This window comes from Curtobacterium sp. UNCCL20 (genome assembly GCF_900101675.1).
GTDB lineage: Bacteria > Actinomycetota > Actinomycetes > Actinomycetales > Microbacteriaceae > Curtobacterium.
The window spans coordinates 1,166,906-1,185,225 of sequence record NZ_FNKG01000001.1; the positions used below are offsets into that span (position 1 = coordinate 1,166,906).

The 18,320-nt window shown below is 72.5% G+C and carries 14 protein-coding genes; 7 read left to right on the forward strand and 7 right to left on the reverse strand.

Annotated features, from left to right (window positions below):
• Window positions 1-340 precede the first annotated feature (340 nt).
• Window positions 341-1,639, forward strand: coding sequence for a sodium:proton exchanger (locus BLT36_RS05760; RefSeq protein ID WP_254787353.1), 1,299 nt, complete (start codon window positions 341-343; stop codon window positions 1,637-1,639).
• 36 nt (window positions 1,640-1,675) lie between these two features.
• Here BLT36_RS05760 and BLT36_RS05765 read toward each other — a convergent pair whose 3' ends face one another.
• Complete coding sequence (locus tag BLT36_RS05765; protein WP_092092742.1) at window positions 1,676-2,365, reverse strand: metal-dependent transcriptional regulator; 690 nt, start codon at window positions 2,363-2,365, stop codon at window positions 1,676-1,678.
• Between the two features lie 37 nt (window positions 2,366-2,402).
• Here BLT36_RS05765 and BLT36_RS05770 point away from each other — a divergent pair, with 37 nt between their 5' ends.
• The 3 genes from BLT36_RS05770 to BLT36_RS05780 all read left to right on the forward strand — a co-directional run bounded on the left by BLT36_RS05770 (window position 2,403) and on the right by BLT36_RS05780 (window position 6,233).
• A complete protein-coding gene (locus BLT36_RS05770; RefSeq protein WP_139166382.1) occupies window positions 2,403-3,290 on the forward strand; it encodes a CPBP family intramembrane glutamic endopeptidase in 888 nt (295 codons plus the stop codon).
• 190 nt (window positions 3,291-3,480) lie between these two features.
• Window positions 3,481-5,277, forward strand: a complete 1,797-nt coding sequence (locus BLT36_RS05775) for a phosphatase PAP2 family protein (protein ID WP_092092747.1) — start codon at window positions 3,481-3,483, stop codon at window positions 5,275-5,277.
• Between the two features lie 80 nt (window positions 5,278-5,357).
• On the forward strand, window positions 5,358-6,233 hold the full coding sequence (locus BLT36_RS05780; protein ID WP_092092750.1) for a L,D-transpeptidase: 876 nt from the start codon (window positions 5,358-5,360) through the stop codon (window positions 6,231-6,233).
• Between the two features lie 9 nt (window positions 6,234-6,242).
• Here the strand turns inward: BLT36_RS05780 and BLT36_RS05785 are convergent, their stop codons facing one another.
• The gene (locus BLT36_RS05785) at window positions 6,243-7,040 is read right to left on the reverse strand and encodes an HAD-IIA family hydrolase (protein ID WP_092092752.1); all 798 of its coding nucleotides are present in this window, start codon (window positions 7,038-7,040) and stop codon (window positions 6,243-6,245) included.
• A 175-nt stretch (window positions 7,041-7,215) separates the two neighbouring features.
• On the opposite strand from BLT36_RS05785, the gene BLT36_RS18640 reads away from it, so the two are divergent.
• Complete coding sequence (locus BLT36_RS18640) at window positions 7,216-7,911, forward strand: TetR/AcrR family transcriptional regulator C-terminal domain-containing protein (protein WP_092092755.1); 696 nt, start codon at window positions 7,216-7,218, stop codon at window positions 7,909-7,911.
• A gap of 95 nt (window positions 7,912-8,006) precedes the next feature.
• Complete coding sequence (locus tag BLT36_RS05795; protein ID WP_092092757.1) at window positions 8,007-8,642, forward strand: TrmH family RNA methyltransferase; 636 nt, start codon at window positions 8,007-8,009, stop codon at window positions 8,640-8,642.
• 121 nt (window positions 8,643-8,763) lie between these two features.
• Here the strand turns inward: BLT36_RS05795 and BLT36_RS05800 are convergent, their stop codons facing one another.
• The 5 genes from BLT36_RS05800 to BLT36_RS05820 form a co-directional block, all read right to left on the reverse strand.
• Window positions 8,764-9,762: a LacI family DNA-binding transcriptional regulator gene (locus BLT36_RS05800; protein ID WP_254787355.1), complete on the reverse strand. Its 999-nt coding sequence runs from the start codon at window positions 9,760-9,762 to the stop codon at window positions 8,764-8,766.
• 151 nt (window positions 9,763-9,913) lie between these two features.
• Window positions 9,914-10,732 (reverse strand): NAD-dependent epimerase/dehydratase family protein, encoded by an 819-nt coding sequence (locus BLT36_RS05805; protein WP_092092759.1) that lies wholly within the window; start codon window positions 10,730-10,732, stop codon window positions 9,914-9,916.
• Window positions 10,733-10,945: 213 nt separating this feature from the next.
• The gene (locus BLT36_RS05810; protein ID WP_092092761.1) at window positions 10,946-13,015 is read right to left on the reverse strand and encodes a YhgE/Pip family protein; all 2,070 of its coding nucleotides are present in this window, start codon (window positions 13,013-13,015) and stop codon (window positions 10,946-10,948) included.
• Window positions 13,012-13,767: a P-loop NTPase family protein gene (locus BLT36_RS05815; RefSeq protein WP_092092764.1), complete on the reverse strand. Its 756-nt coding sequence runs from the start codon at window positions 13,765-13,767 to the stop codon at window positions 13,012-13,014. The genes BLT36_RS05810 and BLT36_RS05815 overlap by 4 nt, the downstream gene beginning before the upstream one ends.
• Window positions 13,764-14,444 carry a TetR/AcrR family transcriptional regulator gene (locus BLT36_RS05820; protein ID WP_092092767.1) on the reverse strand — a complete coding sequence of 227 codons (681 nt, stop codon included), beginning with the start codon at window positions 14,442-14,444 and terminating at the stop codon, window positions 13,764-13,766. Before BLT36_RS05820 ends, BLT36_RS05815 begins: the two co-directional genes overlap by 4 nt.
• A gap of 160 nt (window positions 14,445-14,604) precedes the next feature.
• On the opposite strand from BLT36_RS05820, the gene BLT36_RS05825 reads away from it, so the two are divergent.
• Window positions 14,605-18,240, forward strand: coding sequence for a S8 family peptidase (locus BLT36_RS05825; protein WP_175529508.1), 3,636 nt, complete (start codon window positions 14,605-14,607; stop codon window positions 18,238-18,240).
• The last annotated feature ends 80 nt before the right edge of the window (window positions 18,241-18,320 follow it).

Sequence of the window (18,320 nt, forward strand, 5' to 3'; positions counted from 1 at the left end):
CGCGCGCTTGTCGGCGACCCACCTGCGGGCCTGGAGGCGCGTGGCGGCGCCGCCACGCGCCTCCAGGCCGTCGCAGGGCGGGTCGGGGAAGACCGGGATTCGGGCCGCCGAACAGGGCCGATCCGCTTGCGTGCGCGGATGCGCGTCCGCCAGGGTGGAGGGCGAAGGGGAGTAGCTCCCAGCGCGTGCATCGACACACTGGCCATCACGACGATCGGCCCGGTGCACCACCCGGACCAGGCCGCCAGGGCCGCCCGGGCGAGCGAGACCTTCGGCCGTTCCGCCGTGGCCGAGGTCCTCCCGTGACGCTCCGCCGTGGCTCCGCACCAGGAGACCCACCATGACCGACACCCTGTCGACGCCGTCCACGTCGTCGGTGCCCATCGTCCCCGCAGCCCGGATGGGCGCCAGCGCCTGGGGCCGCATCGCCGTCTGCATCGTCCTCGCGCTGCCCGCCGTGGTCTTCCGGCTCGGCGGCTTCGCACCGAACCCGCTCGTCGACCTGCTCGTCTTCGGCGGTGCGGTCGTCGCGGCCTCATTCCTGCTCGCATGGGCCGCCGAGGCCGCGCAGAAGGACATCGCCGGCGCCCTCGCGATCGCGATCCTGGCGCTCATCGCCGTGCTGCCCGAGTACGCCGTCGACCTGTACTACGCGTTCCGGTCCGGATCCGACGCCGCGTACGAGCAGTTCGCCGCCGCGAACATGACCGGCTCGAACCGGCTCCTGCTCGGGTTCGGGTGGCCGCTCGTCGTGGTCATCTCGCTGCTGGTCGCGCGCCGGTTCGTCCGCGAGGGCTCCATGCCACCGATCGCCACGAAGGTCCTGTCGCTCGAACGGTCCGCGCGGCTCGACGTCGGGTTCCTCGCACTCCTCGCCCTCGTCGCCTTCCTCATCCCGCTGATGGGGTCGATCCCGATGTGGTTCGGGTTCGTGCTCCTCGCGGCGTTCGTCGTGTACCTCTGGCGGGCGTCGCAGGTGTCCGATGACGGCGACGACGAACCGCTGGTCGGCATGGCGGGCAACATCGCGTCGATGCCGCAGCGGGCACGACGGTGGACGCTCGTGGCGCTGTTCGTCGTCGCCGCGGCCGTGATCCTGTCCTCCGCGGAGCCGTTCGCCGATGCCCTCGTGCAGTCCGGGAGCGCCCTCGGCATCGACAGCTACTTCCTCGTGCAGTGGCTCGCGCCGCTCGCGACCGAGGCCCCCGAGTTCATCGTCGCCGCGCTCTTCGCGCTGCGGGGGATGGGCGGCGCCGCGATCGGGACCCTCATCGCGTCGAAGGTCAACCAGTGGTCCCTGCTCGTCGGGTCGCTGCCGATCGCGCACGTGCTCGGCGGCGGGACCACGGGCGGGCTGCCGCTCGACGGTCGGCAGGTGGAGGAGTTCATGCTGACGGCGTCGCAGACCGTGCTCGGCGTGGCGATCATCATCGCGCTGCGGTTCCACCGGTGGTCGGCGATCGCGCTGGCGGTCCTGTTCGCGGTGCAGTTCGCGGTGACGGACACGAACGGGCGCTGGGTGCTGAGCGTCGTGCACCTCGTGGCGGCCGTCGTCGTGCTGTGGATCAACCGGCGTGACATCGTGCCGACGGTGACGGCACCGTTCCGGCGCCCGTCGTCGCCCGTCTTCCGCGACTGAGGCGGGGCGGACGAGGAGCGCGGGCGCGCGGCGGTATCAGTCGGCGTCGGGGGCGAGCCAGATCGCGGAGGCGGCGGCGGCCGGCAGGTCCACGAGGGACTCCTCGCCGTCGGGGGTCCGGCGCGTCACGGCGATCACGCCCGCGTAGTCCCGCACCCGCTCCACCCGCAGGTGCGTGCCGAGGCCCACCCCGAGCTCGTCGAAGTACCGCAGCAGTGTCGGGTCGTCGTCCGACACCCGGTCGACGGTGCCGCACGCGCCGGGCTCGATCGCCCCGAGGAGCGTCCCCGGTGAGTCCGGCACGGTGCCGTCCGTGCGGGGGATCGGGTCGCCGTGCGGGTCGTGCGTGGGGTGGCCGAGGTCGGTGTCGACCCGGTCGAGGAACGTCTCCGACACCGCGTGCTCGAGCGCCTCGGCCTCGGTGTGGACCTCGTCCCACGAGTAGCCGAGCCGTTCGACCAGGAAGGTCTCGATGAGCCGGTGCCGTCGGACCATCGCCACGGCGACCTGCTGCCCGAGCGGGGTGAGCACCACGCCGTAGTACGGGGTGTGCTCGATGAGACCGTCGCGGTCGAGCTTCCGGAGGTTCCCCGACACCGTCGACGCGGACACCTGCAACGCCGCTGCGATGTCCCGGGTCGCCAGTCCGGGGCCGCCGCGTTCGCTCGCCTTCCAGACCAGCTTCACGTAGTCCTCCGCCATCGTCGACAGGGAAGGCAGGCGCATACCGCCAATGGTACGGCTGCACTGGTACAAACAGGACGTGGAACAACAGGACGTGGAACGCCCCCGGAGACGCCGCTGGCCGGTCCCGCCCTCGCTGCTGGTGGGGCTGGCGCCCCTCGTGGTGTTCGCGGCCGTCAGCGCCTGGCGTGCCCGTCCGAGCGACGACTACCCGACGCTCGGGGAGACGGTCGACAGCGTCGTCCGCGCACTCGTCATCCCCGAGGGCATCGCCGCCCTCGCGCTCTGCCTGGTCGTCACGGGCCTCGGCTGGTGGCGGATCGCCACGGTCGACCCGACCCGGACGAGGCTCCGCTGGACCGTCCTCGCCCCCGTCCTCATCGTGCTCGTCTGCGTGGTGCGGCTGCCGCTGATGGACTGGTCGGCGCTGCCGGGGCACTACTTCCTGCTGCTGGCCGTCGGTGTGCTGTTCGTCGGGGTGTTCGAGGAGCTCATGACCCGGGGTGTGCTGCTCGTCGGGCTGCGGCGCCGGCTGCCCGAGTTCGGGGTGTGGGCCCTCTCGTGCGTGCTCTTCGGCTTGCTCCACCTGCTCAACGCCCTGGCTGGTGCGAGCATCGGTGTGACGCTCGTCCAGGTGGTGTTCGCGGCGTCGTTCGGCTCCACGCTGTACGTCGCCCGCCGCCTGACCGGGAGCCTGCTGCTCCCCGTGCTGCTGCACGCGTTCTGGGACTTCGGGTCGATCGGGCTCTCCGCCACGACCGACGTGCAGGACCCGTCGAAGATCGTGTTCGTCGGGCTGCTCGGCCTGTTCTCGTTCGGGGTGCTGGCCCTCGGCGTCGTCGCCGGCGGGCTGGTCGCGTGGCGTGACGATCGGCCGCGCCGCCTGCGGCGCCGGTGGCGGACGGTCCCGCCCATGGCGGCGTACGCGGTGCAGGAGGGGGCGCCGCGCCTCCAGGCCGTCACCTGACGCGACCACGCGTCGGACGCGAATCCGGACGGGAGGCGCGCCCTGCGAGTGCGCACAGGCTGCGGCCCGGTTCACCTCGGCTTGGGACGATGTTCCCCACTCGTCCACCGCGGCTCCGTACCGTCGCGGTGTTTCCACATCGGAACCATCGAGAGAGGGGTGTCGCCCGCACACCGGGCGACCAACACACATGCGCAGAACCGCACTCCGCGGGGTGACCGTCGCGACGGTCGCGACCGCACTCGTGCTCGGCTCGCCGATCGTCGCCAACGCGGCCGGCTACCCGAGCGACACCGCGAAGCCCGACCTCGTCTCCCTGCTGAACGGCTACGACCAGTTCTGGGCCTCGAGCGGCACCAACGACCTGCACGGCACCGTCAAGGACGGGGCGACGCTCGCCCAGAACGACAAACTGACGTCGTGGATCAACCAGCACGCGACGAAGGCACAGCAGCTCAAGGCGCTGCAGGACTCCGAGTACCAGAACGCGACGAACACGGGCTACGACCAGTCGTCGACGGTGTCGCAGGGCCTCGGCGACGCGCTCGAGAAGATCTACGTGCAGGGCCGCAACTCGGGTGCACTGCCCCTCACGTCGGCGCTGGTGAACAGCTCGACCGGCACCAGCGGCGCGTACGTCAGCACCGGTGACGCCAAGGCGCACTACAGCTACCCGCGGCCGTACCTGCCCGGCACCACGACGGCGACGCTGCCGGCCACCGACGACCAGACGAACTGCGCGCCGACGAAGGTCAACGCGACGTCGCTGTCGGCGAACCGCGCCGGCAAGGCGTGGGCATCGGCCGACGGGACGCTCGACATCACCCGCGTGCCTGCCACCACGGACACCACGCACGAGTTCTCGCCGAACGACGTCGTGCTCGACGCCGGCTACGGCACCCAGGGCATCTGCACCGGCGGCTCGTACCCGTCCGGTCACACCACCACGGCGTACCAGGCGGGCATCACCCTCGCCACCCTCGTGCCCGAGCTGGCGCCGGAGCTCCTCGCCCGCGCGTCCGAGGCCGGCAACGACCGCATCGTCCTCGGCGTGCACTACCCGCTCGACATCATGGGCGGTCGCATCGACGGTGAGGCCGCACTCGCTGCCCGCTGGTCGGACACGCAGTACCGCACCGACGTGCTCGAGCCGGCCCGTGCCGAGCTCACGAAGTACCTCGAGCAGCAGTGCGGCGACACGCTCGCGCACTGCATCGCCGCGGAGAAGCCCTACACGGACGACCCCTACGGCGGCGCCGCGATCCCCGGCGGGACCGCGCAGGTCGTCACCGACCGGGCATCGGCCGTCAAGGTCTACACCGAGCGCATGAGCTACGGCTTCACCGCGACCGGCGCGACCGGCCAGGCGCCGTCCGTCCCCACGGGCGCGTCGAACCTGCTGCTCACCGCGTTCCCGACGCTCACCGACGCGCAGCGCACCTCGGTGCTCGCGCAGACCGAGAGCGCCTCAGGGGAGCCGCTCGACCAGACCGGCACGGCCAACGGCTCGTGGGAGCGACTGAACCTCGCCGCCGCGACCAGCGCCACCGTGTCCGTCGCGACCGACGGCAGCGTCAAGGTGCTCGCGACCGGCGGCTCCGCCCGCGTCCTCACCGGCGTGCTCACCGCGCCGAAGGGCACGTCCGTCGCCGCGGGCGGCTCGCTCGCACTCGCCGGCACCGGGTTCACCGCCGGCTCCTCCCTGCAGGTCGTCCTGCACTCCGACCCGGTCACCGTCGGCACGCTCACGGTCGCCGCGGACGGCACCGTCTCCGGCAGCGTGACGATCCCGGCCGGGACCGCCACGGGCGCGCACACGATCGACCTGGCCGACGCCTCCGGTGCCTCGGTGCTGGCGACGCCGCTGGCGATCACGGTGACCCCGGCTGCGGCCGGCACCGGTGGCGACACCGGGACCGGCGGCGGCACCGGCACCGCGGTCGTCGACCCGGGGACCGGCGTGCACCTGCCGGTCGTCAGCGGCTGACGCTCGGCACCACCACCCTGGCCGGCGCCCGCACCCCGCGGGCGCCGGCCCTCACCACTTCCTCCTGGAGCACACCCGTCATGCGCACTCGAACCCTCTGGGCCACCATCGGCGTCACGGCGGCCGCCGTGGCCGTGACCGGAGCGGTAGCGGTAGCGGTCCCGATGCTCGGCGGGGGACCGGCGCCCGCCGCAGCCGGCCCGACCCGCTCGGCGTCGGCGTCCGCCGTGCCGTCGGTGCCACGGGTCAGCCCGGCCGCCCTCGCCGCGCTGCCGGAGGCGCAGTACTCTGCGGTCATCGGCGGACTCATGCCCTTCGACCGGACCGTCACGGCGGACACCGTCTTCCAGCTCCGGGCGGACGCCCCGCTGTTCGGCGCCGCCCGCGAGGAGCCCGTCGCCCGGTTCGCCGCGGCCGACTTCCTCCGACAGCCGACGACGGTCGTCGGGCTCCGCCGCGAGGGCGCCTGGGAGCTCGTGCTCACCCCGGCGCGCCAGCAGCTCCCCTCGGCGTCCGGCGGAGCGGGTGCCGCAGCGCAGACCTCGGCGTGGGTGCCGGTGGCATCGCTCCGGGAGGTCTCCACCCCGACCTCCCGCATCGTCATCTCGACGAAGGACCAGTCCGTGTCGATCGTGTCCGCGTCCGGCACGGTCACGGAGCGGTTCGACGCCGGGGTCGGCACGGCGGACACACCGACGCCGACCGGGGTCACCGGCTACCTGGAGCAGCGGTACGTCGACCCGGCGCAGGGCACCGGCGACCACCCGATCCAGCTCACGTCGCTGCACTCGAGCGCTGCTGACGAGCCGTACGGTGGCCACGACGGCGGGCTCATCGGCCTGCACTGGAACGCGACGACCTCGGGGGCGGTGTCGCACGGGTGCGTGCGGCTGTCCTCCGAAGCGGTCGCGGCCGTGAACGCGCTGCCGCTCGGGACGCTCGTCACCGTCGAGTAGCGGAGATCCCTAGAGCTCGACCTCGAACGGCTCGGTGCGCACGAGCTCGTGCACGCCGGCGATGACCTCGCTCGGGCGGAACGGGTACTTGTCGATCTCGGCCTGGTCGCTGATGCCGGTCATGACGAGCACGGTGTGGAGGCCCGCCTCGATGCCGGCCTGCACGTCGGTGTCCATCCGGTCGCCGATCATGCCCGTGTTCTCCGAGTGCGCGCCGATGCGGTTCATCGCCGAGCGGAACATCATCGGGTTCGGCTTGCCGACCACGTAGGGCTGCTTGCCGGTGGCCTTCTCGATCATCGCTGCGATCGCACCGGTCGCGGGCAGGACGCCCTCGGCGCTCGGGCCGGTGGCGTCGGGGTTCGTCACGATGAAGCGGGAGCCGTCGCGGATGAGCCGGACGGCCTTGGTGATCGCCTCGAACGAGTAGTTCCGAGTCTCACCGACGACGACGTAGTCCGGGGCGGTCTCGGTCATGATGAAGCCGGCCTCGTGCAGCGCGGTCGTCATGCCGGCCTCGCCGATCACGAACGCGGAGCCGCCGGGCATCTGGGACTTGCAGAAGTCCGCGGTGGCGAGCGCCGAGGTCCAGATGCGCTCCTCCGGGACCTCGAGCCCCGACCAGCGGAGGCGGGCGCTGAGGTCGCGCGGCGTGAAGATCGAGTTGTTCGTGAGGACGAGGAACTCGGTGCCCTGGTCCTGCCACTGCTGGATGAGCTCGGGTGCGCCGGGGAGCGCCTTGTTCTCGTGGACGAGCACGCCGTCCATGTCGGTCAGCCAGCACTCGACGTCGTCGCGGGTCGCCATGCCCTCACCCTACTGGCCGCCCGTGTCGGCCCGCCTCGGGGGCACCTCGGAGCAGGCCGGGAGGAACCGATCGGCTCTTGCGCGCACGCTCAGGAGCCGAGATGGTCGAGACACCGAACGCCACTCGGCTTTGCCCTAGGCTTTTCGGGACACGTACCGAATCAAGGAGGCCCTCGTGCTCGTCGAACCCGGATCCCCGACCGCCACACCCCGCCCCACCGCCGCTGCGGTCGCCGGCGCCGTGTCGGAGCAGGTCGAGACGGCTCCGCGACGACGCCGCGGGCGCCCGAACGTGCTGCACCGCGAGCAGGTCATCGACGCGGCCACCTGCATCGCGAACGAGGACGGCATCGACCGGCTCTCGTTCCGGGCGCTGGGGCTGCGGCTCGGCGTCGCGCCGATGACCGTGCACCGGACCATCGGGGGCCTCGACGACCTGCACGCCGAACTCGTGCGGCGCACGGTCGACGAGTTCACCGCGACGTTCGTCTGGCCGGACGAGTGGCACGAGGTCGTCCGGACCTTCGCGACGACGTTCCGGGACCTCATGCACCGGCACCCGCTCGTGCTCGAGTCCCACAGCCGCCGCGGGGCCCTCGTCTCCACGGAGTCCGACGCCGTCGTGGCGAAGGTCGTCGGTGCGCTGCGTTCGGCGGGGCTGAGCGACGCCGAGGCGATGTACGCGTTCTTCGTGGTGTACGACTTCGTGGTCGGGCACACGAGCGTGCAGGTCGGTCGCGGCGACTCCGAGGCGGGCCGCCCGGAGCGGCACGCGCTCGTCGGCGAGCTCCTCGGCGGACACTCCTACGACGCCCGGTTCGAGCTCGGCCTCGACATCCTCGTCGCGGGGATCGAGTCGCGCGTCGGCTGACGCGGGCGCGGGCGTGGGCGCGGGCGCGGGCGCGGACGCTGGCGCGGTCGCGGTCGCGGGCGCGAGCGCGACGCAGCCAGCCGTACGCTGGACACGTGACCGAAGCGCCCGAACCGTCCCACGAGCGGACGACGAACGGCGTCGGCCCCCACCCCGAGCCGTGGCCCGACGATCCCCGGCTGGACCCGGAGCTCCTGGCCGCGGGGGACACCCGCAACGTCGTCGACCGCTTCCGGTACTGGTCGATGGACGCGATCGTCGCCGAGCTCGACACCCGACGGCACGCGTTCGACGTGGCGATCGAGAACTGGCAGCACGACCTCAACATCGGGTCCATCGTGCGGAGCGCCAACGCCTTCCTCGCGGGCACGGTCCACATCATCGGGCGCCGACGGTGGAACAAGCGCGGGGCGATGGTGACCGACCGGTACCAGCACGTCCGCTACCACCCCGACGTCGAGGCCTTCCTCGCGGCGATGCACGACGAGGGCCGCCCCGTGATCGCGATCGACAACACCCCGGGTGCCGAACGCATCGAGTCGGCGACGATCCCGGAGCGCTGCGTGTTCCTGTTCGGGCAGGAGGGCCCGGGCCTCACCGACGAGGCCGTCGCCGGCGCGGACGGTCACCTCGAGATCACGCAGTTCGGGTCGACCCGGAGCATCAACGCCTCGGCCGCTGCTGCGATCGTCATGCACAGCTGGGTCGTCCAGCACGCCGACCTCGGCTGACCCGGCCGCGCGCGGTCGCGCGCAGCGGGGCGGAGGTGAGCCGTGCCTCCAGGCCCGCGCGCGTCAGCGCAGCCGCGTCAGTGCGCCGGTGTCAGCGCACGCCGCGTCGACACACCGGGCGTCAGCGCGCCGCGGTCGTGCGCCGCGCGACCAGCCGGGGCTCGACGAGCACCTCGGTCGCAGCGAGCTGCGGGTCCGCGATACGGGCGAGCAGCCGCTCCCCGGCGCCGCGCCCGATCTCGACACTGCGGTCGTCGATGCTCGTGAGCCCCACGTACCGCGTGGCCGCCAACGGGGTGTCGTCGTACCCGATGACGGAGACGTCCTCGGGGACCCGGAGCCCCCGGGCCGCTAGCTCGGACAGCGCGCCGATGGCCATCACGTCGTTGGTGGCGAACACCGCCGTGACGTCCGGGTGCTCGTCGAGGAGCCGGCCCACGGCCTCGGAGCCCGCTTCCTCCGTGGGTTCGCCGCTCAGGACGGCCACGGAGACGGACGCTGCGGACCCGACCCTCGCCTCGAACCCGGCCCGACGCTCGGCTGAGGCTGCCGACCGTGCTCCGATGAACCCGAGGCGGACGTGCCCCAGGCCGAGGAGGTGTTCGGCCGCGATCCGGCCACCGGCACGGTCGTCGTTCGCGACGGTGTCGGCGCGCGGGATGGTGACGCGGCCGCCGGCGATGACGAGCGGCGTGGACGCGGGGATCGCGAGGTCCGTGTCGGGTTCGCCGGCGATCACGAGCCCCTCGACCCGCATGGACAGGAACCCCTCGACAGGGGAGACGTCGAGCCCGGTGTTGAGGAACCGGTCGGCGACGACGAGGCGGTGCCCCTGGTCCTGCAGCGCCTCGCGGAGACCGGTCAGCAGATCGACGAACCACTGGTTCCGGAAGTCGTCGAGCACGACGCCGATGGTCCGGCTCCGGGTGCCGGCGAGGGACACGGCCGCGGTCGACGGGCGGTAGTCGAGCTCCTGGATCGCCTTCAGGACCGCGTCCCGGCGCTGCTGGCTGACCCGTGGCGAGCGCTGCAGCACGAGCGAGACGAGGGACTTCGAGACCCCGGCGCGCGCGGCGACGTCGTAGATGGTCGCGGGTTTGCCGGCTCCCATGATCTGCATCGACCTCCGTGGCTCTCGTCGTCGATCGTAGCGGTTGACGTGACATGGGCGGGTGGCGCGGCCTGGAGGCGCGGTTCGCCGCCGTCGCGCACGTCCCGTCGTCCGGGTGGCCCGGCCGGGGCGCGGCGCGCCACGCGGTGGGTCGCGCCCGTCAGTCCCGCGGGCGGCCGAGCGGCTGCTTCGCCAGCTCCCCGCCGAGGAACTCCATGTCCTCGGCCGGCAGTGTGGCGCGGGCGTCCGCATCGAGCACCGCGGCGGTGTCGTCCACCGGGTGGAACCCGATCCGTTCCCCGGCGGTGAAGTCGGCGGGTGCGCCGCTGTTCCGCGAGACCGCCCAGACGACGTGGTGCCCGGGCTCGGTCAGCTCGACGGTGGCCTGTACGAGGCGGGTGAGGTCGTCGGGCGAGGTCCACATCAGCAGCGCCCGCGCCGAACCCGGACGGTCGCCGAACGCCCCGATCCGCGCGGAGACGATCGACATCCCGAACCGGTCCGCGAAGAGGCTCCCGAAGAGCTCCATCGCCGCCTTCGTCACGCCGTAGTACGAGTCCGGACGGGGAAGCCGGTCGCCCGGCACGGACCCCGGCTCCGCTGTGTCGCGCCCGTCGAGGAGCTCCGGCACCCGCCCGACCGCGTGGATCGAGCTCGCCTGCACGACCCGGAGGACACCGGCGCTCGCCGCCGCCTCGAGGACGTTCTTCGTGCCGGTGACGTTCGCGTCGACGAGTGCGTCCCACGTGTCCTCGGTGGGGATGCCCGCCAGGTGCACGATCGTGTCGACCCCGGGCAGGGCGGCCTCGAGCGCGGCTCGGTCGTTCACGGACCCGGGCACGAAGCGCTCGCGCTCCCCGACGGCCGGGTCCGGAGGACGTTCGTCGAGCAGGACGAGGTCGTGGCCGGAGGCCAGGAGCCTCGGTCGCAGTGCGGTCCCGATCCTGCCGGTGGCCCCGGTGATGAGCAACGTCGCCATGGCGCGGACGCTACCCGCGGGCGGCTGGGGCTGGGTCGGGCGGGGCCGGGCCGGGCGGGGTCCGGGCGCCGCGGTTCGGTTCGCCGCCGCACAACCGAAGTGGCCCCGAACCGCGGCGATGCGGGGTTCGGGGCCACTTCAGTTGTGCGAACGCGCTGGCGCCGGGGCCGTGCCGGGGCGGGGCGGGGCCGCGCCGGTCCGCGCCGCCCCGCGCTACCCGATCAGGCTCGGCCGCAGGTCCCGCAGCGTGCGGGAGCGGGTCTGCCTGGCGGTGACGACGAACGACACCAGGAGCGCGCCGAGCAGCCAGCACGCGAGCACGCCCGCGTCGGACCACGCCGTGCCGAGGTTCCCGCCGTACATCGTCTGCCGGATCGCGTCGACCGAGTACGTCATCGGCAGGGCGAAGTGGAGCGCTGCCAACGGCCCCGGCAGCGTCTGCCACGGGAAGGTGCCACCGGCGGTGACGAGCTGCACGAGCATGAGCACCAGGCCGAGGAACTGCCCGACGGACCCGAGCAGCACGTTGAGCGCCATGATGATCGCCGCGAACGTGGCCGATGCGAGCACCATGATCCCGATCGTGGCTCCGGCGTGCACGACGTTGAGGTCGAGGGCGAACCGGACGATGAAGAACAGCGCCACCATCTGCACGAGTCCGAGCACGGCCGGCGTGAGCCACCCGCCGAGCACCACCGACAGGGGCTTCCGCACCGCGGTGATCGCTCGCTTCGAGATCGGCTTGAGGATGAGGAACAGCGCGTACATGCCGATCCAGGCGGCGAGCGAGATGAAGAACGGTGCGAGGCCGGCGCCGTAGTTCGCGGCCGCGGCGACGTTGTCGTCACCGACCTTCACCGGGTCGGAGATCACCGAGGCCTGGTCGTTCCGCTGGGAGGCGGTCGACGCGGGGATCTTGGTCCGGCCGTCGTCGAGCTTCGACGCGAGTTCCGACGAGCCGCTCTGCAGCTTCGTCAGGCCCGTCGCGAGGGACTTCGCCCCGTCGTCGGCCGAGGCGGCACCGGTCGCGAGCTGGGACGCACCGGAGGACAGCGTCGGTGCCGCCGCGGCCAGCGCTGACGTGCCGTCGGCGACCTGCGATGCCCCGCTCGACAGCTGGGATGCGCCGGACGCGGCGGACGAGATGCCGGAGGACAGCGTCGGAGCTGCCTGCGCCAGGGCGGCGGTGCCGGCGGCGACCTGGGCGGACCCGTCGCGCAGCTGGTCGACGCCCTCGAGCGCGGCCTTGGCCTTCGCGAGGTCGGCCTTCGTCTGCTCGTCGCCGAGCTGCGCCTGGACGGTGGAGGTGATGACCGCCTGCACCTCCGGGGTCAGTTCCACGCCACGGTCCGCGGCGGCCTTCGTGATCGCCGCGGTCACGGTGTCCGGGGAGAGGCCGCTCAGCGCATCGAGGGCCGGGTCGGTCTGGTCGGCGAGCTGCTTGTTGCCGGCGGCGACCTGCTGCGCGCCCTCGTTCAGCTTCGCGGTGTCGGCCGGCAGCGAGGCGGTCTGCTGCTGCGCGGTCGCCAGCCCGGACGACAGCGATGCCGCTCCGGAAGCGACCTGCTGCGCGCCGTCGTCGAGCTTCTTGGTCTGCGCCGGGAGCTGCGCGGTGCCGGCGGCGAGCTCGGACGCGCCGGAGGACAGCTTGCCGGTGCCGTCGGCCAGCGTCGCCGCTCCGGACGCCGCCGAGGACGCTCCGGAGGCCAGCTGCCCGGCACCGTCGACGGCGTCGCCGAGGCTGTCGCGCACGTCGGCGAGCCCGACGAGCAGGGTCTTCGCCGCCTGCTTGCCGACCCGCTCGGACACGGCGGTCCGCATGGTCTTGCCCGCCTGCTCGGCGATCGTGGACGCCAGGTAGGAGTTCGTGTCCGCCGTCGTCATGACGAGTTCGGCGCGCTTCGGGTCGTCGGACTGTGCCGACACCAGCGACTCGGAGAAGTCGTGCGGGATGGTCACGACGAAGTCGTACGTGCCGTTCCGCACGCCGGAGCGCGCGTCGGCCGCGGTGGTCTTCGTCCACTTGAAGTCGCCGCCGTCGATGGCCTCCTTCGTGACGTCCTTGCCGTAGTCGACGTGGTCGCCGTCGAGCGTGGCCCCGGCGTCCTGGTCCACGATCGCCGCCGGGATCTGGTCGAGCTTGGCGTAGGGGTCGCGGTTGGCCCAGAGGTACGCGCCGCCGTAGAGGAGCGGCACGACCATGAGGGCGATGAACGCGAGGCGTGCGAGCGGGGTCGCGGTGAGGCGCGCCAGTTCGGCGCGGACGAGCGAGGTGGTGGTCACGGGGTTGCCTCCGTCGGGACGGTTGCCGGTGCTTCGGTGACGGTTCCGGCGTCGGCCTGGAGGCGCGGCTCGGTTCCGTCGTTCCGGGTCGCGTCCTCGGGACCCTCGGTCTGGGTGGTGTCGAGCGGCTCGACGATCTCGTGCGTGGCGACGGTGTCGAGCAGCGACTCGACGGTCGCCGCAGCGGCCTTCGAGGTCACCAGCACGACGGTGACGCCACGGCGTGCGACGTCGCGGACGACGGCGAACCAGCCCTCGACGGCGCCGCCGTGCCGCTCGGGCGAGGTGAGCACGAGGCCGGTGACACCCTCGCGCAGCAGGGCGAGTTCGACGAGGAGCCGGACGCGGACCTCGGTCGGGACCCGCTGCACGTGGGTGTCGGCGTAGTGCTGGATGCCGAGCTCGTCGAGGACGGTGTCGACGTGGCTGCGGGAGGGGCGCTGTCCGGCGTAGGAGAGCTCTTCGCGCACGATCTGCTTGACGCTCATCACCGGGAAGGGCTCGGCGACGCCCGGGGTGTCGACGAGGGCGAAGGTCGCCCGGACGGCCGCGGGGTCCTCGTGCCCGTCGAGCAGCACGCGCCCGGTGTCGGGCTGCATCCGGCCGCCGGCGACGAGCGAGGCGAGCACGGGCGCCTGCTCCGTCTCCACGGCGATCACCCCCGGGCGTCCGGGGGCGGCGACGGCGGAGACGACGGGCAGTGCGGCGCCGGGCTCCTCGCCGATGCCGACGTGGTCGAGTTCGAGGGTCATACGAGGTCCTTCGCGGGGGTCGAGCGGCCCGGTGTCGGGGCCTTCGGGGTCACGGGGGCGAGCGGCTCGGAGAGCAGTGCGGTGCGCCAGTCGATGCCGGCGACGCCGAGGGCCGACAGGACCACCATGCGCCGTCCGTCGTCGTCGGACGTGCCGGATCGGGTGGCTTCGTCGAGCACGGTGATGCAGGCGCCCTCGACCAGCCGGCCGAGGGTCCCGGGGTCGACGTCGTTCCGCATCGCACCGTCGGCGATGCCCAGGGCGCACGCGTCGCGGACCTGGGCGCGGAGGGGTGCGAACACCTCGGCGACGGACTCGCTGAACGGGCTGCGGACGGCGACCCGGGCCATCGAGCGGACGTGGGAGACCTCGGACCAGAGCGTCACCGCGATGGCCGCGAGGCGCGCTGCGGGCGGGAGGGCCCCGAGGTCGGAGGTGGTCGGCATGGCGGCGGCGATCCGGCCGGCACCGGCGGTGACGACCTCGCGCACGAGGTCGTCACGCGAGGTGAAGTGTCCGTACACCGCACGCCGCGAGAGTCCCGCCGCGGAGGCGATCGTCTCGAGCGAGGCGTCGGGATCGCCCTGCAGGACGGTCTTCGCCGCGTCGAGGAGCGCCGCTCGGTTCTCGGTCGCGTCGCGGCGCGGCGCGCGTCCCGACTGGTCAGAGGTGGTCACGCACCCATCGTAATAACGTGCACACGGGTGTGCAAGTTATCAGGTGGAGGGTCCCCCGAACGAGGGACGTCCCCCAAAGAGCGGACTGTGCAGCCTGACAGGAAGCGCATAACTTCACAGGAATTCCTCGCGAAACACGGACGAACCGGGAGTGCGCCCTTTGAACCGTGCAACACCGAACACCGACCCGAACCCGAACCCCCACCGCATTGCGCGCGTCCTGACCGCCGGCATCGCCGCCGCGGCCCTGGCGTGCGGCGGACTCGCCGTCGGGGGAGCAGCCTCCGCGGCACCCTCCGGCCTCTCGGCGGCCGACCTCAAGCTCGCGCAGCCGCTGCGCGACGCCAAGCCCTCGAAGACGATCGCCGCGTTCGTGCGGACGACCGGCCAGGGTGCGCTCGAGGTCGACGCTCAGGCGAAGGGCGGTGACCTGACCGGGTCGAAGACCCAGTCCTCGGCCGCGAAGCAGCGCGTCAAGGCGATCACCGCCACGACCGATGCCGTCACCGACGCCGTGCAGCAGTCCGACGGCGACGCCACCGAGCTCTACTCGACGGAGTACACCGTGCCGGGTGTCGCCGTCGTCGCCGACGTCGAGGCCCTCCGGAAGGTGGCGGAGCGGTCGGACGTCGAGAGCGTCATCCCGCTCACGCCGAAGAAGGTCGTCGACCCGACCGTCAACGCCGACTCGAGTGCAGCGCCCTCCGGTGTCGACCCGAGCCTGACGAAGCCGGGCGCGGACGGCGTCACGCCGAAGAACGCGGCGAGCGACGTGTACACGCGCTCCCTCGACGCGTGGCAGCAGACCGGTCACACGGGCAAGGGCGTGAACGTCGCCGTGCTCGACACCGGCCTCGACTACACCCAGGCGGACTTCGGCGGCCCCGGCACCACGGCGGCCTACGACGCAGCACTGGCGAGCACCGGTGCGCCGGACCCGAGCTGGTTCGACGCGTCGAAGTTCCTCGGCGGGTACGACTTCGCCGGCCCCACGTACAACGCCGACTCGTCGAGCGCCGACTACGACCCGACCCCGGCGCCGGACGAGAACCCGATCGACGGCAAGGGCGGCGACCACGGCACGCACGTGTCCGGAACCATCGCCGGCTACGGCCTCGACGCCGACAAGCAGACGTACGACGGCGACTACACGAAGCTGACGACGCAGCAGGTCCAGGACATGTGGATCGGACCGGGCACCGCGCCCGAGGCCGGCCTCTACGCCCTCAAGGTGTTCGGTGACAACGGTGGCTCGACCGACCTCACCGGCGCCGCGCTCGACTGGGTCGGCCAGTCGCTGACCGAGGGGAAGGACATCAACGTCCTCAACCTCTCGCTCGGCTCCGACTACGGCGCACCGGACGACCCGGACAACGCCAAGATCGACGCGCTGACCGCCCGCGGGGTCCTGCCCGTGATCGCCTCCGGCAACGCCGACGACTTCACCGACATCGGTGGCTCGCCGGGCAACGCCGAGGGAGCCCTGACGGTCGCCGCGAGCGCCACCGGTCAGTCGCTCTACGACGGCGTCGAGGCGACCGCCCCGGCCGACGTCGCGAAGACCTGGCGTGCCCAGTACTCGCAGAACTTCCAGGGCGAGCTGCCGGTCGAGGGCGACGTCGTCGTCCCGACCACGAACATCGACGGCTGCGCAGCGTTCTCCGCTGACGAGGCCGCGAAGATCGCCGGCAAGGTCGTATGGCTGAAGTGGACCGACGGAGCCCTCGAGTGCGGTTCCGGCGTCCGGTTCGGCAACGTCCAGGCGGCCGGCGGCATCGGCGTCCTCCTTGCCGGCACGGTCAACACCTTCGACTCGGGCATCGCGGGGAACGCGACCATCCCGGGTGCCGAGCTGACCAAGGACAGCGCCACGGGCCTCCAGGCAGCTGCCCAGGCCGGGACCCTGCACGTCCGCTTCGCCGACGAGCTCAAGGGCTTCGAACTCGCGACGGACCCGGAGACCGTGAACACGCTCGCGTCGTTCACCAGCCGGGGCGTGCACGGGTCGTTCGACGACATCGTCAAGCCGGACATCGCCGGCCCCGGGGTCAACGTGATCTCCGCGGCCAACGGCACCGGTGACGGCCGCATGTCGATGAGCGGCACGTCGATGGCCACGCCGGACGTGGCGGGCATCGCCGCGCTGACCTTCCAGTCGCACCCGACGTGGACGGCACCGCAGGTGAAGGCCGCGCTGATGAACACCGCGACCCACGACGTGAAGCAAGGGGACGGCACCGCGACCCTGCTCCGCCAGGGCACGGGCCGCGTCGACGCCCTGCAGGCCGTCACGGCCGGCACCACGGTCCGCAGCATCGAGAACGACCAGCTCGTCACCGCCTCGTTCGGTGTCGTCGAGGTGGCCTCGAAGACCAGCGAACGTCGCACCCTGCAGATCGAGAACACCGACGGTCGCCCGCACACCTACGACGTGGCCTACCAGCCGCAGGTGTCGCAGCCGGGCGTCGCGTTCTCGCTCAGCAAGAAGCGCGTGACCGTCCGTCCGCACGGCACGGCCACCGTCACGCTGACGTTCGCCATCGCCGACCCGACCCAGCTCCGCCGGGTCATCGACCCCACCCAGGAGTCGGTGCAGCAGGGCTACCAGCGAGAGTTCGTCGCCGCAGCGTCGGGCGTCGTGACGTTCACGCCGACCGACAAGTCGCTCAACCCGCTGCGGCTCGGCGCGTACGTCGCACCGAAGCCCGTCAGCGCGGTGCACGGCTCGGACGTCTCGTTCACCGGCTCGAAGCGCACCGCGGACCTCGCGCTGACCGGCCGCTCGGTCGACCAGGGCGACGCCACGACGGGCTACCACGCCGCCGTCGCTCCGTTCGTGCTCGGTGGGACGGACGGCCAGGAGTCGTTCCCGGCCGGTTCGGCGAAGCAGTCGCTCCAGGCCGCTGACGTCCGTGCCTACGGTGCGAACTACGACAAGGCGTCCGACACGCTCGCGTTCGGTGTGCAGACCGCCGGTCCCGACGCCAACCCCGGCGCCGTGACCAACGTCGAGGTGCTCATCGACACCGACCGCGACGGCACGCCGGACTACCTGCTGTACGACGCGAAGTCGGCAGCGGTGGACGCGACGCTCGCCACCACGGTCGACCTCGCCACCGGTGAGACGGTGGACGCGCAGCCGCTGAACGGCGGGGCTCCCGGGCAGGACGTGAACACGTTCGACAGCGCGGTCAAGGTCCTCACCGTGCAGGGCTCGGCGATCGGCGCGACGAAGGCGTTCAGCTACTCGGTCCTGACCGAGTCGGCGTACGCACCGGCGCTCGCCACCAGCGGCTCCTACGTGGTCGACGAGACCGCCGAGGCGACCTACGACCCGACGAAGCCGGCGCTCACCTTCGAGCAGGGCACCGCGACGGGCGTGCTGTTCGCCGACCGGGGCTCGCTCCAGGTCACCCGCGGCACCGGCGTCGCGAACGCCACGGCCCTGCTGCTGCACCTCGGCAACGCGGTCGGCGACCAGGCCGACACCGTGTCGGCCACCGTCGCCGCTCCGACCGTGACGCTCCGGAAGGGCAGCGCGGTCACGGTGACCGGCGTCCCCACGGTCGGGAAGCGCCTCACCGCGCACCACGGTTCGTGGGACGCCAAGGGCGTGACGTACTCGTACCAGTGGCTCCGTGACGGCGCGGCCGTGCAGGGTGCCACGAAGCAGACCTACTCGCTCGGTTCGTCCGACGCGGGACACCGTCTGCAGGTCGAGGTCACGGCGAAGGCGAAGGGCTACCAGGACGGCTCGGCGACGTCGAAGCCGACCGCGAAGGTCGCCCGCCGCTAGGTCCCGCTCGCAGGTTCCTGAGCGCTGAACACCGGTGCTCGTGTTCCGCACCCCGACATGTCGGGGTGTGGAGGACGAGC